This window comes from Mesorhizobium sp. M1328, assembly GCF_040318075.1.
Classification (GTDB): Bacteria; Pseudomonadota; Alphaproteobacteria; order Rhizobiales; family Rhizobiaceae; genus Mesorhizobium.
In genome coordinates this window covers 381,528-398,749 of record NZ_JAMYLO010000001.1, presented here as the reverse complement: position 1 = coordinate 398,749, position 17,222 = coordinate 381,528, and the positions used below count along the sequence as shown (strand labels likewise).

General features: G+C 64.1%; 15 protein-coding genes. 8 read left to right on the top strand and 7 right to left on the bottom strand.

Annotation, left to right across the window (positions count from 1 at the left end; genetic code table 11):
• The first annotated feature begins 149 nt into the window (after positions 1 to 149).
• Together rpe and NKH23_RS01990 are read left to right on the top strand one after the other, a co-directional pair.
• Positions 150 to 827 (top strand): ribulose-phosphate 3-epimerase, encoded by a 678-nt coding sequence (gene rpe / locus NKH23_RS01995; protein WP_352912103.1) that lies wholly within the window; start codon positions 150 to 152, stop codon positions 825 to 827.
• A gap of 39 nt (positions 828 to 866) precedes the next feature.
• Positions 867 to 2,390, top strand: coding sequence for a malonate--CoA ligase (locus NKH23_RS01990; protein WP_352979116.1), 1,524 nt, complete (start codon positions 867 to 869; stop codon positions 2,388 to 2,390).
• On the opposite strand, the gene nagA is transcribed toward NKH23_RS01990, so the two are convergent.
• From nagA to NKH23_RS01970, 4 genes are read right to left on the bottom strand one after another with little or no spacing between them, the layout of a single operon-like run.
• On the bottom strand, positions 2,387 to 3,565 hold the full coding sequence (nagA, locus tag NKH23_RS01985; protein ID WP_352979114.1) for an N-acetylglucosamine-6-phosphate deacetylase: 1,179 nt from the start codon (positions 3,563 to 3,565) through the stop codon (positions 2,387 to 2,389). The two genes, NKH23_RS01990 and nagA, sit on opposite strands and share 4 nt — an antisense overlap.
• The gene (locus NKH23_RS01980) at positions 3,562 to 4,593 is read right to left on the bottom strand and encodes an SIS domain-containing protein (protein ID WP_353034176.1); all 1,032 of its coding nucleotides are present in this window, start codon (positions 4,591 to 4,593) and stop codon (positions 3,562 to 3,564) included. The genes nagA and NKH23_RS01980 overlap by 4 nt, the downstream gene beginning before the upstream one ends.
• The gene (locus NKH23_RS01975) at positions 4,590 to 5,372 is read right to left on the bottom strand and encodes a GntR family transcriptional regulator (protein ID WP_352912097.1); all 783 of its coding nucleotides are present in this window, start codon (positions 5,370 to 5,372) and stop codon (positions 4,590 to 4,592) included. Before NKH23_RS01975 ends, NKH23_RS01980 begins: the two co-directional genes overlap by 4 nt.
• Positions 5,369 to 6,250: a glucosamine kinase nucleotide-binding domain-containing protein gene (locus NKH23_RS01970; RefSeq protein ID WP_352912095.1), complete on the bottom strand. Its 882-nt coding sequence runs from the start codon at positions 6,248 to 6,250 to the stop codon at positions 5,369 to 5,371. The genes NKH23_RS01975 and NKH23_RS01970 overlap by 4 nt, the downstream gene beginning before the upstream one ends.
• Positions 6,251 to 6,449: 199 nt before the next feature.
• Between NKH23_RS01970 and NKH23_RS01965 the strand changes: the two genes are divergently transcribed.
• From NKH23_RS01965 to NKH23_RS01940, 6 genes are all read left to right on the top strand, one after another.
• Positions 6,450 to 7,409 (top strand): N-acetylmuramic acid 6-phosphate etherase, encoded by a 960-nt coding sequence (locus tag NKH23_RS01965; protein WP_352716175.1) that lies wholly within the window; start codon positions 6,450 to 6,452, stop codon positions 7,407 to 7,409.
• 2 nt (positions 7,410 to 7,411) lie between these two features.
• Positions 7,412 to 8,671 (top strand): ABC transporter substrate-binding protein, encoded by a 1,260-nt coding sequence (locus NKH23_RS01960; RefSeq protein WP_352716177.1) that lies wholly within the window; start codon positions 7,412 to 7,414, stop codon positions 8,669 to 8,671.
• 239 nt (positions 8,672 to 8,910) lie between these two features.
• Entirely contained in the window at positions 8,911 to 9,834 is a 924-nt protein-coding gene (locus NKH23_RS01955) for a carbohydrate ABC transporter permease (protein WP_352716179.1), read from the top strand.
• Positions 9,835 to 9,845: 11 nt separating this feature from the next.
• Entirely contained in the window at positions 9,846 to 10,685 is an 840-nt protein-coding gene (locus NKH23_RS01950; RefSeq protein ID WP_023718923.1) for a carbohydrate ABC transporter permease, read from the top strand.
• A complete protein-coding gene (locus NKH23_RS01945) occupies positions 10,682 to 11,743 on the top strand; it encodes a Gfo/Idh/MocA family protein (RefSeq protein ID WP_352912093.1) in 1,062 nt (353 codons plus the stop codon). The genes NKH23_RS01950 and NKH23_RS01945 overlap by 4 nt, the downstream gene beginning before the upstream one ends.
• 15 nt (positions 11,744 to 11,758) lie before the next feature.
• Positions 11,759 to 12,757, top strand: coding sequence for an ABC transporter ATP-binding protein (locus NKH23_RS01940; protein ID WP_352716186.1), 999 nt, complete (start codon positions 11,759 to 11,761; stop codon positions 12,755 to 12,757).
• A 167-nt stretch (positions 12,758 to 12,924) separates the two neighbouring features.
• On the opposite strand, the gene NKH23_RS01935 is transcribed toward NKH23_RS01940, so the two are convergent.
• The 3 genes from NKH23_RS01935 to NKH23_RS01925 form a co-directional block, all read right to left on the bottom strand.
• Positions 12,925 to 13,770: a fumarylacetoacetate hydrolase family protein gene (locus tag NKH23_RS01935; protein ID WP_352716188.1), complete on the bottom strand. Its 846-nt coding sequence runs from the start codon at positions 13,768 to 13,770 to the stop codon at positions 12,925 to 12,927.
• 166 nt (positions 13,771 to 13,936) lie between these two features.
• On the bottom strand, positions 13,937 to 14,668 hold the full coding sequence (locus NKH23_RS01930) for an SDR family oxidoreductase (protein ID WP_353034174.1): 732 nt from the start codon (positions 14,666 to 14,668) through the stop codon (positions 13,937 to 13,939).
• Positions 14,669 to 14,845: 177 nt separating this feature from the next.
• A complete protein-coding gene (locus tag NKH23_RS01925; RefSeq protein WP_352912088.1) occupies positions 14,846 to 17,218 on the bottom strand; it encodes an aldehyde dehydrogenase family protein in 2,373 nt (790 codons plus the stop codon).
• Positions 17,219 to 17,222: the final 4 nt, after the last annotated feature.

The window sequence follows — 17,222 nt, the reverse complement described above, 5'->3', positions numbered from 1 at the left end:
GTTTTCTTCGGCGGCAGATGAGAAGGCAGCGCAAACCTGAAGCCGCTGCGTCGGCGGAAGGACAAACCAGCTTCCACTTTCCGGACTCATGGTCTAGGCAGTCGATGCAGACATAGGGCATAAACCGGGGCGTTCGAGAAGGCCGCATCATGAGCAAAAAAACCCTGATCGCGCCATCGGTGCTGGCGTCCGATTTCTCGAAGCTCGGCGACGAGGTCGAGGCCGTGGCGGCCGCGGGCGCCGACTGGATTCACCTTGACGTCATGGACGGGCATTTCGTCCCCAACATCACCTTCGGGCCGCCGGTGATCAAGGCGATCCGCAACCGCACCAAGGCTTTCTTCGACTGCCATCTGATGATCGCCCCGGCCGATCCCTATCTGGCCGCCTTCGCCGAGGCCGGCTGCGACGGCATCACGGTGCACGCCGAAGCCGGGCCGCATCTCGACCGTTCGCTGCAGACGATCAAAAACCTTGGCAAGAAGGCCGGCGTGTCGCTCAACCCGGCGACACCGGAGACGATGATCGAATACGTGCTCGACCGGCTTGATCTGGTCCTGATCATGACGGTCAATCCAGGCTTCGGCGGCCAAGCCTTCATTCCAGCGATCGTCGACAAGGTGAAGCGGGTGAAGGCGCTGATCGGTGACAGGCCGATCCGGATCGAGATCGACGGCGGCATTTCGCCTGAAACTGCGCCCTTGGTCACCGCGGCCGGCGCCAGCGTGCTGGTCGCCGGCGCGGCCATCTTCAAGGGCGGCAGCGTCGAGGCCTACCGGGCAAACATCGAGGCAATCAGGGCGGCGGCGGACAAGGCGGCCGGCTGACCGCCGCCGTCCGGCCGGAGACAGCTGCTCGGGGGACTTATGAGCAACCATCTGTTCGATGCTTTCCGTGCCCGGATGCCCGCGCCCGGACGCCTTTTGATGGAGGCAGAGGACGGGCGCTCGATCAGCTATGGCGAAATGCTGGCGCGCTCCGCTCAACTGGCACATGCGCTGTCGCAGCTAGGCGTCGAAGCCGGCGACCGCGTCGCCGTTCAGGTCGAGAAGAGCCCCGAGGCCATTTTCCTTTATCTCGCCTGCCTGCGTGCCGGGGCGATCTTCCTGCCGCTCAACACCGCCTATACGCTGACCGAGCTCGACTATTTCTTCAGGGATGCCGAGCCGCGACTGGTCGTCTGCGACCCGGCGCGAGTGACCGAGATCGGCGCTTTGGCGCAGGCCTCGGGCGCTGCGGTCGCGACACTCGGCAGCAAGGGTGAGGGTTCGTTGACCGACCGCGCCTCTGAGGCGGCCGTGGACTTCCACGATGTGGCGCGCGGACCGGACGACCTTGCCGCAATCCTCTACACGTCCGGCACCACCGGCCGTTCGAAAGGCGCCATGCTCAGCCACGAGAACCTTGCCTCGAATGCGCGGGTGCTGGTCGACCTCTGGCGCTTCACTGCCGCAGACGTGCTGGTTCACGCGCTGCCGGTTTTCCACACACATGGCCTTTTCGTCGCCACCAATGTCGTCCTGATGGCCGGCGCCTCGATGCTGTTCGTAACCAAATTCGACCCGGCCCGCATCGTCTCGCTGCTGCCGCGCGCCACCGCCCTGATGGGCGTGCCGACATTCTACGTCCGCCTGCTGCAGCAGGACGGTTTGAACCGGCAAGCGGCGAAAAACATCCGCCTGTTCATTTCCGGCTCGGCGCCGCTTTTGGCCGAGACGCACAGAGCCTGGCGAGAGCGCACCGGCCACGCCATCCTCGAGCGCTACGGCATGACCGAGACCAACATGAACACGTCGAACCCTTATGATGGCGAGCGGCGTGCCGGCACGGTCGGGTTTCCCCTGCCCGGCGTTTCCCTGCGCATCGCCGATCCCGATGGCGGCGAAACACTTGCCCGGGGCGAGGTCGGCATGATCGAGGTCAAGGGCCCGAACGTCTTTTGCGGCTACTGGCATATGCCGGAAAAGACCAGGGCCGAATTCCGTGACGACGGTTTCTTCATCACCGGCGATCTCGGGCTGATCGATCCCGACGGCTATGTCCACATCGTCGGCCGCGGCAAGGACCTGATCATTTCCGGCGGCTACAATATCTATCCAAAGGAAGTCGAGAGCGAGATCGACGCGCTGGCTGGCGTCGCCGAAAGCGCTGTCATCGGCGTTGCCCATCCGGATTTCGGCGAAGGCGTCACCGCTATCGTGGTGAGGACGCCGGGCTCGGCCATCAGCGCCGCAGGGATCGTCGAGGCCATCGCCGGGCGCCTCGCCAGGTACAAGCATCCGAAACGGGTGATCTTCGTGGACGAACTGCCGCGCAACACAATGGGCAAGGTGCAGAAGAACCTGCTGCGCGAAACCTACAAGGACCTCTATACGTCCAAAGCCGGCTAAGCCGGAGGGATGGCGTTGGCTGCAAAAACCCTGGCACCGTCGATCCAGACGCTTTTAATGTCCAGATCGTCCGACAGCGAAACGATGTTGGCAGCAGTTCCCTTGGCGAAGCGCCCGAGCCGGTGCGACTGGCCGATCGCTTGCGCCGGATAGAGCGAGGCCATGCGCAAGGCTTCGTCGAGGCTGAGGCCGACGACGCGGTGCACGAAGCGCACCGCGGAAATCATGTCGAGATCCGCGCCCGCCAGCGTGCCGTCGGCAAGCGTCAGCCTGCCATCCTTGCGGTGGATGGTGCGGCCGTTCAGCGTAAACGAGGTCATGTCTGTGCCGATCGTCGCCATGGCGTCGGTGACGAGCAGGATCTTGCCCGGCCCCTGCTTGGCGCGCAAGGCGATGGCCATGGTGGCCGGATCGACATGGATGCCGTCGGCGATGATGCCGGCATGGAATGTGGCTGTATCGATTGCCGCGCCCGCCAGCCCCGGCTCGCGATTGCCGATCTGGCTCATTGCGTTGAACAGATGGGTGACCACCGTTGCGCCGGCCTCGGCAAAGGCGCGAGCCGTGGCATAGCCGGTATCGGAATGGCCGATGCTAACGACAATACCGGCCTTGCTAAGTGCCGACACCTGGCCGGGCTCGACGGATTCGGGCGCCACCGTCGTCAGCAGTACCGGCAGGTTTTTCCGTGCGGCGATCAGCATCGCCTGGTCGGGGTCTAGCATCGGCCGGATCAACGCCGGGTCATGCGCGCCCTTGCGGGCGATCGACAGATGCGGCCCTTCGAGATGCAGGCCCAGGAACCCCGGCACCTTCCTCCGTGCCGCCTCGGCTCCGGCCGCAACCGCCGCGGCGGTGATCTCGGACGTGTCGGTGATCAGCGTCGGCAACAGCGCCGCCGTGCCGAAGGGCGCGTGCGCCCGGCAGATGGTCTCGATCGAGGCGACGTCGGGATGGTCGTTGAGCATGACGCCGCCGCCGCCATTGACCTGCAGATCGACGAAGCCAGGCGCCAGCATGCCGCCGCCGGTCTCGATACGCGCAACACCGGGTGGAACGGCCCCGGCGGCAACGATGGCCTCAACGAGGCCGTCGCGCACGACAAGCGCCGCATTGTCGTGCCAGTCGTCGCCATCGAATATCCGGGCGCCAGTCAGGGCAAAGCGATCGGTCATAGGGTTTCCGTCACCTTGCGCAGATTGGGCGGCGTGTCAGGGTCGAGGCCGCGATGGCGGGCAAAGGCCTCGACGAAACCATAGAACGACACGATCAGCGTCAGTGGATCGGTCAGCGGATGACCGGTGGCGACATGCGGCAGGCGCTGAGCGCTCTTTGCCTTGTCCGACGTCACGAAGACGGCAGCGCCCTTGCCGGCCAGGCTGTCGGCGGCATCGGCCACCGACGGCTCGGACGCATCGCGAGCAGCCAGAGCCAGCACCGGGAAGCCGGGACCGAGCAGCGCCAGCGGGCCGTGCATGACCTCGGCGGCACTATAGGCTTCCGCATGCATGGCGCAGGTTTCCTTGAATTTCAGCGCCGCCTCGTTGGCGATCGCCGCCGACGGGCCACGGCCAAGGATGAACAGCGATTTTTGCGTCTCGAGTGCCCCTGCCAGCGCCATCCAGTCGCAGGCGATCGCCTTGCGAAAATGCTCCGGCAAGCTGGCGAGTGCTGCCAGGAGTTTGTCGTCGCCGGTGCAATGCGCCATCAAGGCGAGCCCGGCGACGGCCGAATTGACGAAAGTCTTCGTCGCCGCGACGCTGCGCTCCGGTCCGGCCAGGATGTCGATCGCGTAGTCGCAGGCGCGCGCCAGCGGCGAATCGGCGGTGTTGGTGATGGCGACGGTAAGCGAACCGCCGGCCCGCGCCGCTTGCGCCATGGCAACTATGTCCGGGCTCTTGCCGGATTGCGAGATAGCCAGGCAGGCCGAGCCGCCCAGCTTCAGCTTGGCGCCATAGATCGAGGCGATCGACGGGCCGACCGATGCGACCGCCAGCCCGGCGGTCAGCTCCACGGCATATTTCATGAAGGTCGCGGCATGATCGGACGAGCCGCGCGCCACTGTGACGATGAAATTCGGATCGCGCTCGCGAATGCCGCGTCCGGCTTCCGTCAGCACCGCGGCCGAGCCGTCGAGCAGGCGGGCGGTGGCCTCCGGGATCTCCTCGATCTCGCGCCGCATATGGGTCGTTGTTGCGGTCATGGCCGGCCCTCTTCGCCCGGCCCGCTCAGCCGGAGTTCGGCGACAAAATCATAGGCGTCGCCTCTGTAGATGGAGCGGGTGAACTCGATCACCTTGCCGCTCGCCAGATAGGAGATACGCTCGATATGCAGGCCGGCAATGCCCGGCGGCACTTCCAGCAGATGTGCGTCGCCTTCGCCGAGATTGGTGGCGGAAATGCGCTGCACCGCCCGAACCGGCCTGTTGCCGGTCTTTTCCAGCGCCGCGTAGAGCGACGAACCGATCGCCGCCGGATTGGGCAGCACGCTTGTCGATAGCGAGGCGCGCTCGATCGCCAGCGGCGTGTCGTTGGCGATGCGAAGGCGCGCGACGCGCGCCACCAATTCGTTCGACGCCAGGCCGAGCACCATCATCTCGTCGGGCGACGGCGGATAGAGGCCGCGGTCGAGCCAGGCCGAACGCACCGCCATGCCGCGCCGCGCCATGTCCTCGGTAAACGAGGTCAGCATCGACAGCGACTGCTCGACACGCTCCATGCGCGGCGCAACGAAGGTGCCGGAACCATGGCGCTGGACGAGGATGCCGCCCTTGACCAGGTCCTGCACCGCCTTGCGGACGGTGACGCGCGAAATGTCGGCCTTGCTGGCGATGTCGCGCTCGGAAGGCAGCGCATCGCCCGGTCCGATCAGTCCGCGTTTGACGGCGTCCTCGATGCTCTTCCTCAGCTGCAGATAGAGTGGCGCGCCACTCTGCGACGATTGTCTCAGCGCCGCGAATATCTGGTCGGCCGCCTCGCTCATCGCGCTGCCTCCGCCGTGTTTGCGAAAATCCGAACCGCCATCTGAACCGCGCCGCCCAGCGCGTCGTCGAGCGGCGGGTTCAGCAGCGCCCGGTAGCGGGCCGACAGGCGCGGCGCATAAAGCGGCGCCAGGCCGCCCAGCAGGCAGAGCGGATCGTCGTCACCGAGGTCGAGCACGCCAAGTGCTGCCTCGACATCGGCGACCGCCTTGTCGAGGATCCAGATAGCGACGACGTCGCCTTTTTCGGCATGTTCGAACACCTTGGGCGCGAAGCCGCCGAAGTCTCCGGGCTTGGCATTGGTGGTGAATTCGACCACATCCTCGGGATTGTTGCGGAAGATGGCGAGCATGGCCTCTGTCAGCGGTGATCCCTGGCGGATGCCGTCATAGGCGAGCAGCGTTTGCTCGAGCAGGTCGCGGCCGATGCGGGCGCCGCTGCCCTGGTCGCCGACCTGGAAACCCCAGCCGCCGATGGCGCGCGACTTGCCTTGTTTGCGTGCCATATAGGCGGTGCCGGTGCCGAGGATGGCCATGGCGCCGTCGCCGGAGCCGACCGCGCCTTCCAGCGCGATCTCCGCGTCGGTTTCGACACGGCTGATGCGGAACGGCAGGATCGCTTCAAGCTGCTGCCTGTAGGTGCCGACATTGGCGCCGGCAAGGCCGAGAACGGCCGGAGTTTGCGGGATCAGTGCGGGATCTCTGCCCGCGGCGACAAAGGCCTGCTGCGCTGCGTCGACGATGTTTGTCCTGGCGCCGGTGAGATCGGTTCGGATGTTGGCGGCGCCGCTTTTGGCGCGGCCGAGGACGATGCCGTCGGCCGTTGCAAGGGCCGCCCTGCAGCTGGTGCCGCCGCCATCGATGCCGAGCACGAATTTCACGCGATTTCTCCTCCGGGCGGATAATACCAATAAAATACCAATAGCCAAGGGTTAATTTCCGTTTCAAAAAAGCTAAGCCCTACCTACCTAGAAAATAAGCCAATTTGGTCCGTAGGCCTGCGCCGGCGCAACGATTTCATTAATGCGTGTGGACAAGTGGTATTTTTTTGGTATGGTTTTCTCGATTGGAGGAAAGCGGATGGCCGAAACGCGCACCGAAGCGCTTCACCACAATGCCGAGGGACTGGATATCCAGGCCCCGGAAGCCGTCCTTTCCTGTTTGGCCAACGCACAGATCGAGGCCGCCAAGGCCGTGCACGGCGCCATTCCTGCCATTGCCGCGGCAGCCGAAATCATCGCAAGCAGACTGAAAAGCGGCGGCAAGCTCGCCTATGCGGCTGCCGGCAGTTCGGGCCTGATGGCACTGGCCGATGCGCTGGAGTTGCCGGGCACGTTCGGCATCCAGCGCGATCGCATCGCCATCCTGATCGCCGGCGGCGACGAGGCCTTCAAGACACTGGCCGGCGGGCCGGAGGACGACACTGAGGAAGCTTCGGCAGCGGTTGCTGCCGCCCGCATCGGCAAGGGCGACTGCCTGATCGCCGTCTCGGCCAGTGGCTCGACACCTTATGCTGTCAGGGCGATCGAGGACGCCAGGCGCCGCGGCGCGGCGACCATTGCCATCGCCAACAACCGGGATGCGCCGCTGCTGCGGCTGGCCGACATCGCAATCCTGCTCGAAACGCCGCCGGAGCTGATTGCCGGCTCGACGCGCATGGGCGCCGGCACCGCCCAGAAGATCGCGCTCAACATGCTGTCGACGCTGGCCGCGATCCATCTCGGCCATGTCCATGACGGCTACATGGTCAACCTCATGGCCGACAACATCAAGCTGCGCGACCGCGCCGCTCGCATCGTCGCCGCCATCAGCGGGCGCGACAAGAACGAGGCGGCGCGCCTGCTCGAAAGGAGCGGCGGCGTCGTCAAGACCGCCATTCTGCTCGCCGCCGGCGCCGCCAGCGCCGATGCGGCCGAGAAGATATTGGAAGGGACCGGCCACAAGCTGCGGCCAGCCCTTTCCGCGATCGAGGGGAGCAAGGGGCGCAATGCCTCTGTTCTCATCAAAACCGAACCTGAAAAAGGTCAACAGGGAGACTGAGCATGACAACGAAGCTACTGACGGCACTTCTTCTCGGCACCAGCATTCTCGGCTCCGCCGGGGTGGCTTATGCCGACGACGTAACGCTCAACATCGAAAGCTGGCGCGGCGACGACCTTGCCATCTGGAAGGACAAGCTGATCCCGGCCTTCGAAGCCAAGAACCCGGGCATCAAGGTGGTGTTCGCGCCGTCGGCGCCAACCGAGTATGACGCCGCCCTCGGCGCCAAGCTCGCCGCCGGCTCGGCCGGCGACCTGATCACCTGCCGCCCGTTCGACAAGTCGCTGGAACTCTTCAAGAAGGGCAACCTCGCCGATATCTCGACCCTGCCCGGCATGGAGAACTTCTCCGATGTTGCCAAGGCGGCCTGGCAGACCGACGACGGCAAGTCGAGCTTCTGCGTGCCGATGGCCTCGGTCATCCATGGCTTCATCTACAACAAGGACGCCTTTGACAAGCTCGGCATCAAGGTGCCGACGACCAATGAGGAGTTCTACGCCGCGCTCGACAAGATCAAGGCCGACGGCACCTACATCCCGATGGCGATGGGCACCAAGGATCTCTGGGAAGCGGCGACCATGGGCTACCAGAACATCGGCCCGAACTACTGGAAGGGCGAGGAAGGCCGCCTGGCACTGATCAAGGGCGAGCAGAAGCTGACCGATCCGCAGTGGGTCGAGCCCTACAAGGAACTGGCCAAGTGGAAGGACTATCTCGGCGACGGCTTCGAGGCGCAGACCTATCCGGACAGCCAGAACCTGTTCACGCTCGGCCGCGCCGCCATCTACCCGGCCGGTTCGTGGGAAATCGGCCTGTTCAACACGCAGGCACAGTTCAAGATGGGCGCGTTCCCGCCGCCGGTACAGAAGGCCGGCGACACCTGCTACATCTCCGACCACACCGACATCGGCATGGGCCTCAATGCGGCCTCGAAGAACGCGGATGCGGCCAAGACCTTCCTGTCCTGGGTGGCCTCGCCGGACTTCGCCACCATCTACGCCAACGCGCTGCCGGGCTTCTTCAGCCTGAACAACACCCCCGTGAAGATGGAAGACCCGCTGGCCCAGGAATTCGTCTCCTGGCGCGGCAAGTGCAAGTCGACGATCCGCTCGACCTACCAGATCCTGTCGCGCGGCACGCCGAACCTCGAAAACGAAACGTGGGTTGAATCGGCCAACGTCATCAACGGCACCGACACGCCGGAGGCTGCCGCCAAGAAGCTGCAGGACGGCCTCGACAGCTGGTACAAGCCGGCGAAGTAAGGCGCGGCGAAGCGTTGTCTCCCCCCTCGAGGGGGAGATGTCGCTGAAGGCGACAGAGGGGGTCGGTCGAGGCAGGCCGCGGCTTGATCGTTGTTGGAAAGCGCGGTCGAACGACGATGGCGCGCTGCCTCTGCCGACCCCACCCGCCTCGCTTCGCGAAGCACCCTCCCCTCGAGGGGGAGGGAGGCGCCGTGCCCTTTGACGGCAATAGCAAGACCTGATCGGCGGGGACCGAACGCATGGCCGCAGTACCGAAAAGACCGTTCCGCTGGCATATCGGCGTTTTCCTGGCGCCGGCGTTGCTGGTCTATACGGCGATCATGATCCTGCCGCTGGCCGGCACGCTGCAGCTTTCCTTGTTCCGCAACATCAATCAGTCGCAGGTGTTCGTCGGACTGGAAAATTTCCGCATGCTGTTCGGCGATCCCAACTGGTCGGTCAATTTCTGGAACGCGCTGCGGAACAATGTCTGGTTCTTCATCATCCACATGCTGGTGCAGAACCCGATCGGCGTCCTTTTGGCGGCACTTCTGTCCAGCCCCAGGCTGCGGTTTTCCGCCTTCTACCGCACGGCGATCTTCGTGCCGACGATTCTGTCTTTCGTCATCGTCGGCTTTGCCTGGAAGCTGATCCTGTCGCCGCTATGGGGCGTGGCACCGCATATGATGGACCTTGTCGGCCTGAAAAGCCTGTTCACGCCCTGGCTCGGCAAGGCGCAATATGCGCTGACCGCGCTCAGCCTGATCTCGGTGTGGCAGTTCGTCGGCATCCCGATGATGCTGATCTACGCGGCACTGCTGTCCATCCCCGAAGAGGTGATCGAGGCCGCCGAATGCGATGGGATCACCGGGATGGCGCAGTTCTGGAAGATCAAGCTGCCGCTGATCCTGCCGTCGATCGGCATCATCTCGATCCTGACCTTCGTCGGCAATTTCAACGCTTTCGACCTGATCTACACCGCGCAAGGCGCGTTGGCCGGGCCGAACTATTCAACGGATATTCTCGGCACCTTCCTCTACCGCGCCTTCTTTGGCTTCCAGCTGCAGGTTGGCGACCCCAATATGGGAGCTGCGATCGCCACGATGATGTTCCTGATCATCCTCGGCGGCGTCTGCGTCTATCTGTTCCTCGTGCAGACACGCTTGCGTCGCTACCAGTTTTAGGGAGCGCGATCATGAGCACCGCAACCCGTTCGCTGCCCCGCACCATCGGCGCCCACGCGATCCTTCTGACCTACACCGCGATCGCGCTGTTTCCGGTGATCCTCGTGATCATGAATTCGTTCAAATCGCGTGCCGGGATCTTTGGCGCGCCGCTGACGCCGCCGACGCCAGGGACCTTCGACCTGATCGGCTACACCACGGTGATCGGTCAGGGCGACTTCATCCACTATTTCCAGAACAGCCTTGTCGTCACCGTCGCCTCGCTGTTCTTCGTGCTTCTGTTCGGCGCCATGGCGGCTTTCGCGCTGTCCGAATACCGCTTTCGCGGCAATTCGCTGATGGGGCTTTACCTGGCGCTCGGCATCATGATCCCGATCCGCCTCGGCACCGTCGCCATCCTGCAGTTGATGGTGGCCAGCGGACTGGTCAACACGCTGACGGCGCTGATCCTGGTCTACACGGCGCAGGGCCTGCCGCTTGCCGTCTTCATCCTGTCGGAATTCATGAAGCAGGTCTCCGACGATCTGAAGAATGCGGGCAGGATCGATGGCCTGTCCGAATACACGATCTTTTTCCGGCTGGTGCTGCCGCTGGTGCGGCCATCGATGGCGACGGTCGCCGTCTTCACCATGATCCCGATCTGGAACGATCTGTGGTTCCCGCTGATCCTGGCGCCGTCGGAGGAGACCAAGACGGTGACGCTCGGCGCGCAACTGTTCCTCGGCCAGTTCGTCACCAACTGGAACGCCATTCTCGCGGCGCTGTCGCTGGCGATCATGCCGGTGCTGATCCTCTACGTCATCTTCTCGCGGCAATTGATCCGCGGCATTACGTCCGGAGCCGTCAAGTGAGTTCGCAAAAACCTCTTCGCGTTGTCGTCGCCGGGCTCGGCAATATGGGGCGCAGCCATGCGCTGGCCTATCACACCAATCCGGGATTCCAGATCGCCGCACTGGTCAACCGCTCCGATGTGCAGCTGCCGGAAGGGCTTTCGACCTACGCCATCCGGCGCTCCTTCGACGAGGCGCTGCGTGACGAACGGCCTGACGTCGCCTGCATCGCCACCTATTCCGACAGCCATGCCGATTATGCGGTCAAGGCATTCGAGGCCGGCTGCCACGTCTTCGTCGAAAAGCCGCTGGCAACGACGGTCGCGGATGCAGAGCGCGTCGTCGCCGCAGCCAAGGCCAACGGCAAGAAACTGGTGATCGGCTATATCCTGCGCCATCACCCGTCCTGGATCAGGCTGATCGCCGAGGCGCGGAAGCTCGGCGGCCCTTACGTGTTCCGCATGAATCTCAACCAGCAATCCTCCGGCCACACCTGGGAGACGCACAAGCAGCTGATGCAGACGACGTCGCCGATAGTCGATTGCGGGGTGCATTATCTCGACGTGATGCTGCAGATCACCGATGCCAGGCCGGTCGAGGTGCGCGGCATGGGGCTGCGGCTGAGCGACGAGATTGCGCCCTCAATGTACAATTACGGGCATCTGCAGGTGCTGTTCGACGATGGCTCGGTCGGCTGGTATGAGGCCGGCTGGGGGCCGATGATTTCGGAGACGGCTTTCTTCGTGAAAGACGTGATCTCGCCCAATGGTTGCGTGTCGATCGTTATGAAAGAGGGCGTCAGGTCCGACGACATCGACACCCACACCAAGACCTCGACCATCCGCCTGCACAGTGCGGCAACCGGAGCGGACGGCAAATTCGCCAAACCGGATGAGATGCTGTCGATGCAAGGCGAGCCCGGCCATCAGGACCTCTGCGACCTGGAACAGGCGTTTGTGCTGAAGGCGGTCCGCGAGGATCTGGACTTGACCCGCCACATGGACGACGCGGTGAAGTCGCTCGCCGTCTGCCTGGCCGCAGACGAGAGCGTGCGCAGCGGCCTCGCCGTGAAACTCTAGAACAGGGACTAAGCCGTGGGCTCGCTGAACATCGAGAACGTGAAAAAGGCCTTCGGGCCGGTCGAGGTGCTGAAGGGCATCAACCTCGAAGTGACGGATGGCGAGTTCGTCGTCTTCGTCGGTCCATCCGGCTGTGGGAAGTCGACGCTGCTCAGGGTTATTGCCGGGCTGGAGGACTCGACCTCAGGCCGCGTGGTGATCGACGGTGCGGACGTCTCCGCAACGCCGCCGGCCAAGCGCGGCATCGCCATGGTGTTCCAGACCTACGCGCTCTACCCGCATCTGACGGTGAAGAACAATATGGGCCTCGGCCTCAAGCAGGCAGGCACGCCGGCGGCCGAGATCGACCGCCGCATCGGCATCGCTTCGTCGATGCTGTCGCTGGAGCCCTATCTCGAGAGGCGGCCGGCCGAATTGTCCGGCGGCCAGCGCCAGCGCGTCGCCATCGGCCGTGCCGTGGTGCGCGAACCAAAGCTTTTTCTGTTCGACGAGCCGTTGTCGAACCTCGATGCCGCGCTGCGCGTCAACACCAGGCTGGAGATTGCGCAATTGCATCGCCGGCTGAAGGCAACGATGATCTATGTCACCCACGACCAGGTCGAGGCGATGACACTGGCCGACAAGATCGTCGTGCTCAACGCAGGCAAGATCGAGCAGATCGGCGGACCGATGGAGCTTTACAATTCGCCGGCAAATGAATTCGTCGCTGGGTTCATCGGCTCACCGAAGATGAATTTCGTCGACGGTGCCAGGCTTGGCGAAACGGCAAAGACCATCGGCGTCCGTCCCGAACATTTGACGGTCGATCCCAAATCCGGCGCCTGGAAAGGCACGGTCGTCCATGCCGAGCATCTCGGCGCCGACACCAACCTCTATCTCGACTGCGAGATGGCCGGCCTGATCACCGTGCGCATTTTTGGCGTCTATAACGCTGAGCCTGGTGCCACGCTCTATGCGACGCCGGATCCGGCGAAGACATACCGGTTTGGAGCCGATGGGAAGGTGCTGAAGTAGCTTCGCGGCAAAGGTTGGCGCTGCCCCTCACCCTTACCCTCTCCCCGTATAGAGACGGGGAGAGGGGGGCGTCAGCGCTGGAGCTTCGTCCTTCTCCCCGTCACTATACGGGGAGAAGATGCCGGCAGGCAGATGAGGGGCGGCGCAAACTTGCCAAAGTGAAACGCCTACAAATCCGCCTTGAACGTCTGCTTCTGTATACCAAGCCCTTCAATACCGAGCTCGACGACGTCGCCTGGCTTCAGGAACACCGGCGGCTTCATGCCGAGGCCGACGCCGGGCGGCGTGCCGGTCGAGATGATGTCGCCGGGATGCAGCGACATGAACTGGCTGAGATAGGAGACGAGATAAGCGACGCCGAAGACCATGGTCTTGGTCGAGCCGTTCTGCATGGTCTTGCCGTTGACCGTCAGCCACATCGGGATGTTCTGCGGGTCCTTGACCTCGTCCTTGGTCACCAGCCACGGACCGATCGGCCCGAACGTGTCGCAGCTCTTGCCCTTGGTCCACTGGCCCTGCCGCTCGGCCTGGAAGGCGCGCTCGGAGACGTCATGCGCGACGCAGTAGCCGGCGACATAGTCCAGCGCCTCGGCCTCGGTGACATATTTCGCTTTTCTGCCGATGACCACGCCGAGCTCAACTTCCCAGTCGGTCTTGACCGAGCCGCGCGGGATCAGCACGTCGTCGTTCGGCCCGACAATGGCCGAGCTTGCCTTCATGAAGATGATCGGCTCCGGCGGCACGGTGGCGCCGGTTTCGGCAGCGTGATCGGAATAGTTGAGGCCGATGCAGATGAATTTGCCGGTGCCGGCGACGCAGGCGCCGATCCGCGGCTTGCCGGAAACCACCGGCAGCGATTTCACGTCGAGCTTCGACAATGTCTCAAGCGATGCCGGGTCAAGCGCCTTGCCGGCAATGTCGGTGACATGGGCGGAGAGGTCGCGGATCGTTCCATCGGCATCGAGCAGGCCGGGGCGTTCGCTCCCCGCCTCGCCATAGCGCAGCAGTTTCATACAGTTTTCTCCCAGTTGCGACCAGAGGCCGTTTGCAAACTCGCTCCGCTGCGGCGAATGGCGTGGGTTTCGAGAACCGGAGCGGAGCGTACTTAAAGTACGTGAGCACCGGAAGCGCAGAAAGCCGCGTCAGGCGCCCGGCGGAGTAGGGTTTTCAAATGGCCTCTTAGATCGACCAGCCACCGTCGATATTGTAAGCCTGCCCCGACGTATAGGTGGCACCGGCGAGATAGACGGCGAAGTCGGCGATTTCCTCGGGCGTGCCGAGGCGGCCCATCGGCTGGCGGGCGATGAAGGCGGCGCGGGCTGAGTCGTAGTCGCCCTGCGCATGCATGCGGTCCTGCAGCGACGGGCTTTCGACCGTGCCCGGACAGATCGCATTGCAGCGTATGCCCTTGCCGACGTAGTCGGCGGCGACCGACTTGGTCAGGCCGATGACGGCTGCCTTGGTCAGGCCATAGACGAAGCGGTTCGGCACACCCTTGGTCGAACTGGCCAGCGATGCCATGTTGATGATCGAGCCGTCGCCGCGCTCCAGCATGCCGGGCAGCACGGCGCGGATGGTGCGGATCATCGAGCGGACATTGAGGTCATAGGCAAAGTCGAGATCGCCGTCCTTCATCTCGAGGATCGAGCCGGAATGGACGAAGCCGGCGCAATTGAACAGCACGTCGACGGCGCCGATCTCGGCAAAAGCGGCGTTCACCGCCTCGTCGTTCAGCACGTCGAGCTTGCGGGTCTTGATGCTGGGGGTCTTGCCGAGGTCGGCGAGCACAACCTCGTTAATGTCGGTGGCATGGACGACGGCGCCTGCCTTGGCGAAAGCCAGCGCGCTCGCCCGGCCGATGCCTTGCGCCGCCGCCGTGACGACAACGATTTTGCCTGTCAGATCCGCCATGCTTTTCTCCTCGCCCGTCTGTGATCGTTCGGCTTTTTACCGGCACAAGGCCGGGGCGCAATGTGCCAGGCGGGCACTACCATCCCGCCTGTTTCGATATCCGCCTGCCAGCCAAATGTTTTTTCTCGGTAAAGAACATCTTTTGACCCGTCAAGCCCGGACGTCCCTCCGGGACACTCAGTCGCCGTAGGGCACCCAGACGTTCTTGACCTCGATCGCCCGACGCAGCACGGCATTGCCGGCTGCTTCGCCCGACGCCCAGTCGAGGCTGTGGCCATTGCCGGTCCAGACGCGCTTGAGATTGCCGATGGACTCGGCCTCGGCCTTGGCGCAGGTCTCGGAATCGGCGAACACCCAGAGCCCGTCGACATCGTCATGCTTGGCCAGGACGCCGGCGAGTTCGGCGCTGCGGCCTGTGACGATATTGATGGCGCCCGCTGGAACGTCGGAATATTCGATGACCTGGTAGAGGTCGGTGGCAAGCAGCGGGTATCTTTCGGATGGTACCGCGACCACGGTGTTGCCCATGGCGAGCACAGGCGCCACCAGCGAGATCAGGCCAAGCAAAGGTGCGTTGTCCGACGCGACGATACCGACGACGCCGACCGGTTCGTGCAGCGCCAGTGTGACGGCGCGGGCCGGCGGCTGGTGGACGCGGCCCTCGAACTTGTCGGCCAAGCCGGCATAGAGGAACAGGCGCTCGATCGACAGTTCGACCTCTTCGCGCGCCGCCTTGGCGGTCGCGCCGGTGAGATGGGTCAAACGGGCGGCAAACTCGTCGGCGCGGCCGGAAAGGTTTTCGGCCAGGTAGTAGAGCACCTGGCTGCGGTTGTAGGCGGTCGCCTCCGGCCAGGCCTTGCAGGCACGCGCGGCCCCGACGGCGTCGCGGATGTCCTTGCGGTTGCCGAGACCGACCTCGCCCGCAAGCTTGCCCTTGGCGCTGGCGACGGCAATGGAATAATTGCCGTCCGGCCGGACCTGCTTGCCGCCGATGAACAGCTTTGCCGTGCGGTCGATGGCATCGCCCTCCGGGCGCTCGATAGGTTGAGCCGAAGACGTTGCCGGTTTGATGACCGGGCCAAGCGGCAGTTTTGCCGAGAGATATTCGAACATGCCCTCGCGCCCGCCTTCGCGGCCGAAGCCGCTCTCGCGATAGCCGCCGAAACCGCAGGAGGCGTCGAACATATTGGTGCCGTTGACCCAGACGACGCCGGCCTTCAATTGCGGTGCGACGTGCAGGGCAAGATTGATGTTCTCGCTCCACACCGAAGCGGCCAGGCCATAGCGTGTGTTGTTGGCGAGGTCGATCGCTTCCTCGGTGTTGCGGAAGGTCATGGTGGCGAGCACCGGCCCGAACACCTCTTCCTGTGCCAGAATGTTAGCCGGCGAAACACCTGTCGCCAGCGTTGGCAGATGGTAATAGCCCGAGGCGGGCAGTGCCGAGTCCGGCTGCCAGCAGATCGCGCCCTGCTTGGCGCCTTCGGCGATCAGGCCCTTGACGCGATCGAGCTGGGTCAAATCGACCAGCGGGCCGATATCGGTGTTCTTGTCGAGCGGGCTGCCGACGCGCAGCCGGCTCATCCGCGTCTTGACCTTGGCGATGAAGGCGTCGGCGATGCCTTCCTGCACCAGAAGGCGCGAGCCGGCACAGCACACCTGGCCCTGGTTGAACCAGATGCCGTCGACCAGCCCTTCGACGGCGCTGTCGAGATCGGCATCCTCGAAAACGACGAAGGCCGACTTGCCGCCAAGCTCCAGCGAAAGTTTCTTGCCCGAGCCGGCAGTGGCTTTGCGGATGATCTTGCCGACCTCGGACGAACCGGTGAAGGCGATCTTCTGGATGCCGGGATGGTTGACGATGGCCGCGCCTGCTGCCGGCCCGCCCTGGACGACGTTGACGACGCCTTTCGGCACGCCGGCGCGTTCACAGATCTCGGCAAAGAGGATCGCGGTGAGCGGCGTGAATTCCGCGGGTTTGAGCACCACGGTGCAGCCCGCGGCGAGCGCCGGCGCGATCTTCCAGGCCAGCATCAAGAGGGGGAAGTTCCACGGGATGATCTGGCCGACGACGCCGACGCCCCTGTGGCCTGGAAAATCCTTGTCCAGCGCCTGCGCCCAGCCGGCATGATGGATGAAATGGCGGATGGCGAGCGGCACATCGATGTCGCGGCTTTCGCGGATCGGCTTGCCGTTGTCGATCGATTCCAGCACTGCGAACAGCCGCTGGTGACGCTGCATGGCGCGGCCGATGGCATAGAGCACTTTGGCTCGGCTGTAGCCGGTGCTGGCGCTCCATTTCGGCAGCGCTTTTGTGGCGGCCGAAACCGCCGCGTCGATATCGGCGGCACCAGCGTCCGACACCTTGGCCAGCAGCTTTCCCGAGGACGGATCGCTGGTGTCGAAGGTCTTGCCATTTGCAGCTGCCTTCCAGTCGCCGCTGATGAACAGGGCTTTCGAGAAATCACGGGTCGCCAGCCAGGCATCGGCCTCGTTGCGGGCTTCCGGCGCCGGGCCGTAATCCATGGCGTGATAGCGTTCGAGAATGTTCATGAAG

Coding starts and splice junctions, on each gene's coding strand:
- NKH23_RS01960 (WP_352716177.1), top strand. CDS start 7,412: ATGACAACGAAGCTACTGACGGCACTTCTTCTCGGCACCAGCATTCTC.
- NKH23_RS01990 (WP_352979116.1), top strand. CDS start 867: ATGAGCAACCATCTGTTCGATGCTTTCCGTGCCCGGATGCCCGCGCCC.
- nagA (WP_352979114.1), bottom strand. CDS start 3,565: ATGACCGATCGCTTTGCCCTGACTGGCGCCCGGATATTCGATGGCGAC.
- NKH23_RS01950 (WP_023718923.1), top strand. CDS start 9,846: ATGAGCACCGCAACCCGTTCGCTGCCCCGCACCATCGGCGCCCACGCG.
- NKH23_RS01980 (WP_353034176.1), bottom strand. CDS start 4,593: ATGACCGCAACAACGACCCATATGCGGCGCGAGATCGAGGAGATCCCG.
- NKH23_RS01975 (WP_352912097.1), bottom strand. CDS start 5,372: ATGAGCGAGGCGGCCGACCAGATATTCGCGGCGCTGAGACAATCGTCG.
- NKH23_RS01930 (WP_353034174.1), bottom strand. CDS start 14,668: ATGGCGGATCTGACAGGCAAAATCGTTGTCGTCACGGCGGCGGCGCAA.
- NKH23_RS01925 (WP_352912088.1), bottom strand. CDS start 17,218: ATGAACATTCTCGAACGCTATCACGCCATGGATTACGGCCCGGCGCCG.
- NKH23_RS01955 (WP_352716179.1), top strand. CDS start 8,911: ATGGCCGCAGTACCGAAAAGACCGTTCCGCTGGCATATCGGCGTTTTC.
- NKH23_RS01935 (WP_352716188.1), bottom strand. CDS start 13,770: ATGAAACTGCTGCGCTATGGCGAGGCGGGGAGCGAACGCCCCGGCCTG.
- NKH23_RS01965 (WP_352716175.1), top strand. CDS start 6,450: ATGGCCGAAACGCGCACCGAAGCGCTTCACCACAATGCCGAGGGACTG.
- rpe (WP_352912103.1), top strand. CDS start 150: ATGAGCAAAAAAACCCTGATCGCGCCATCGGTGCTGGCGTCCGATTTC.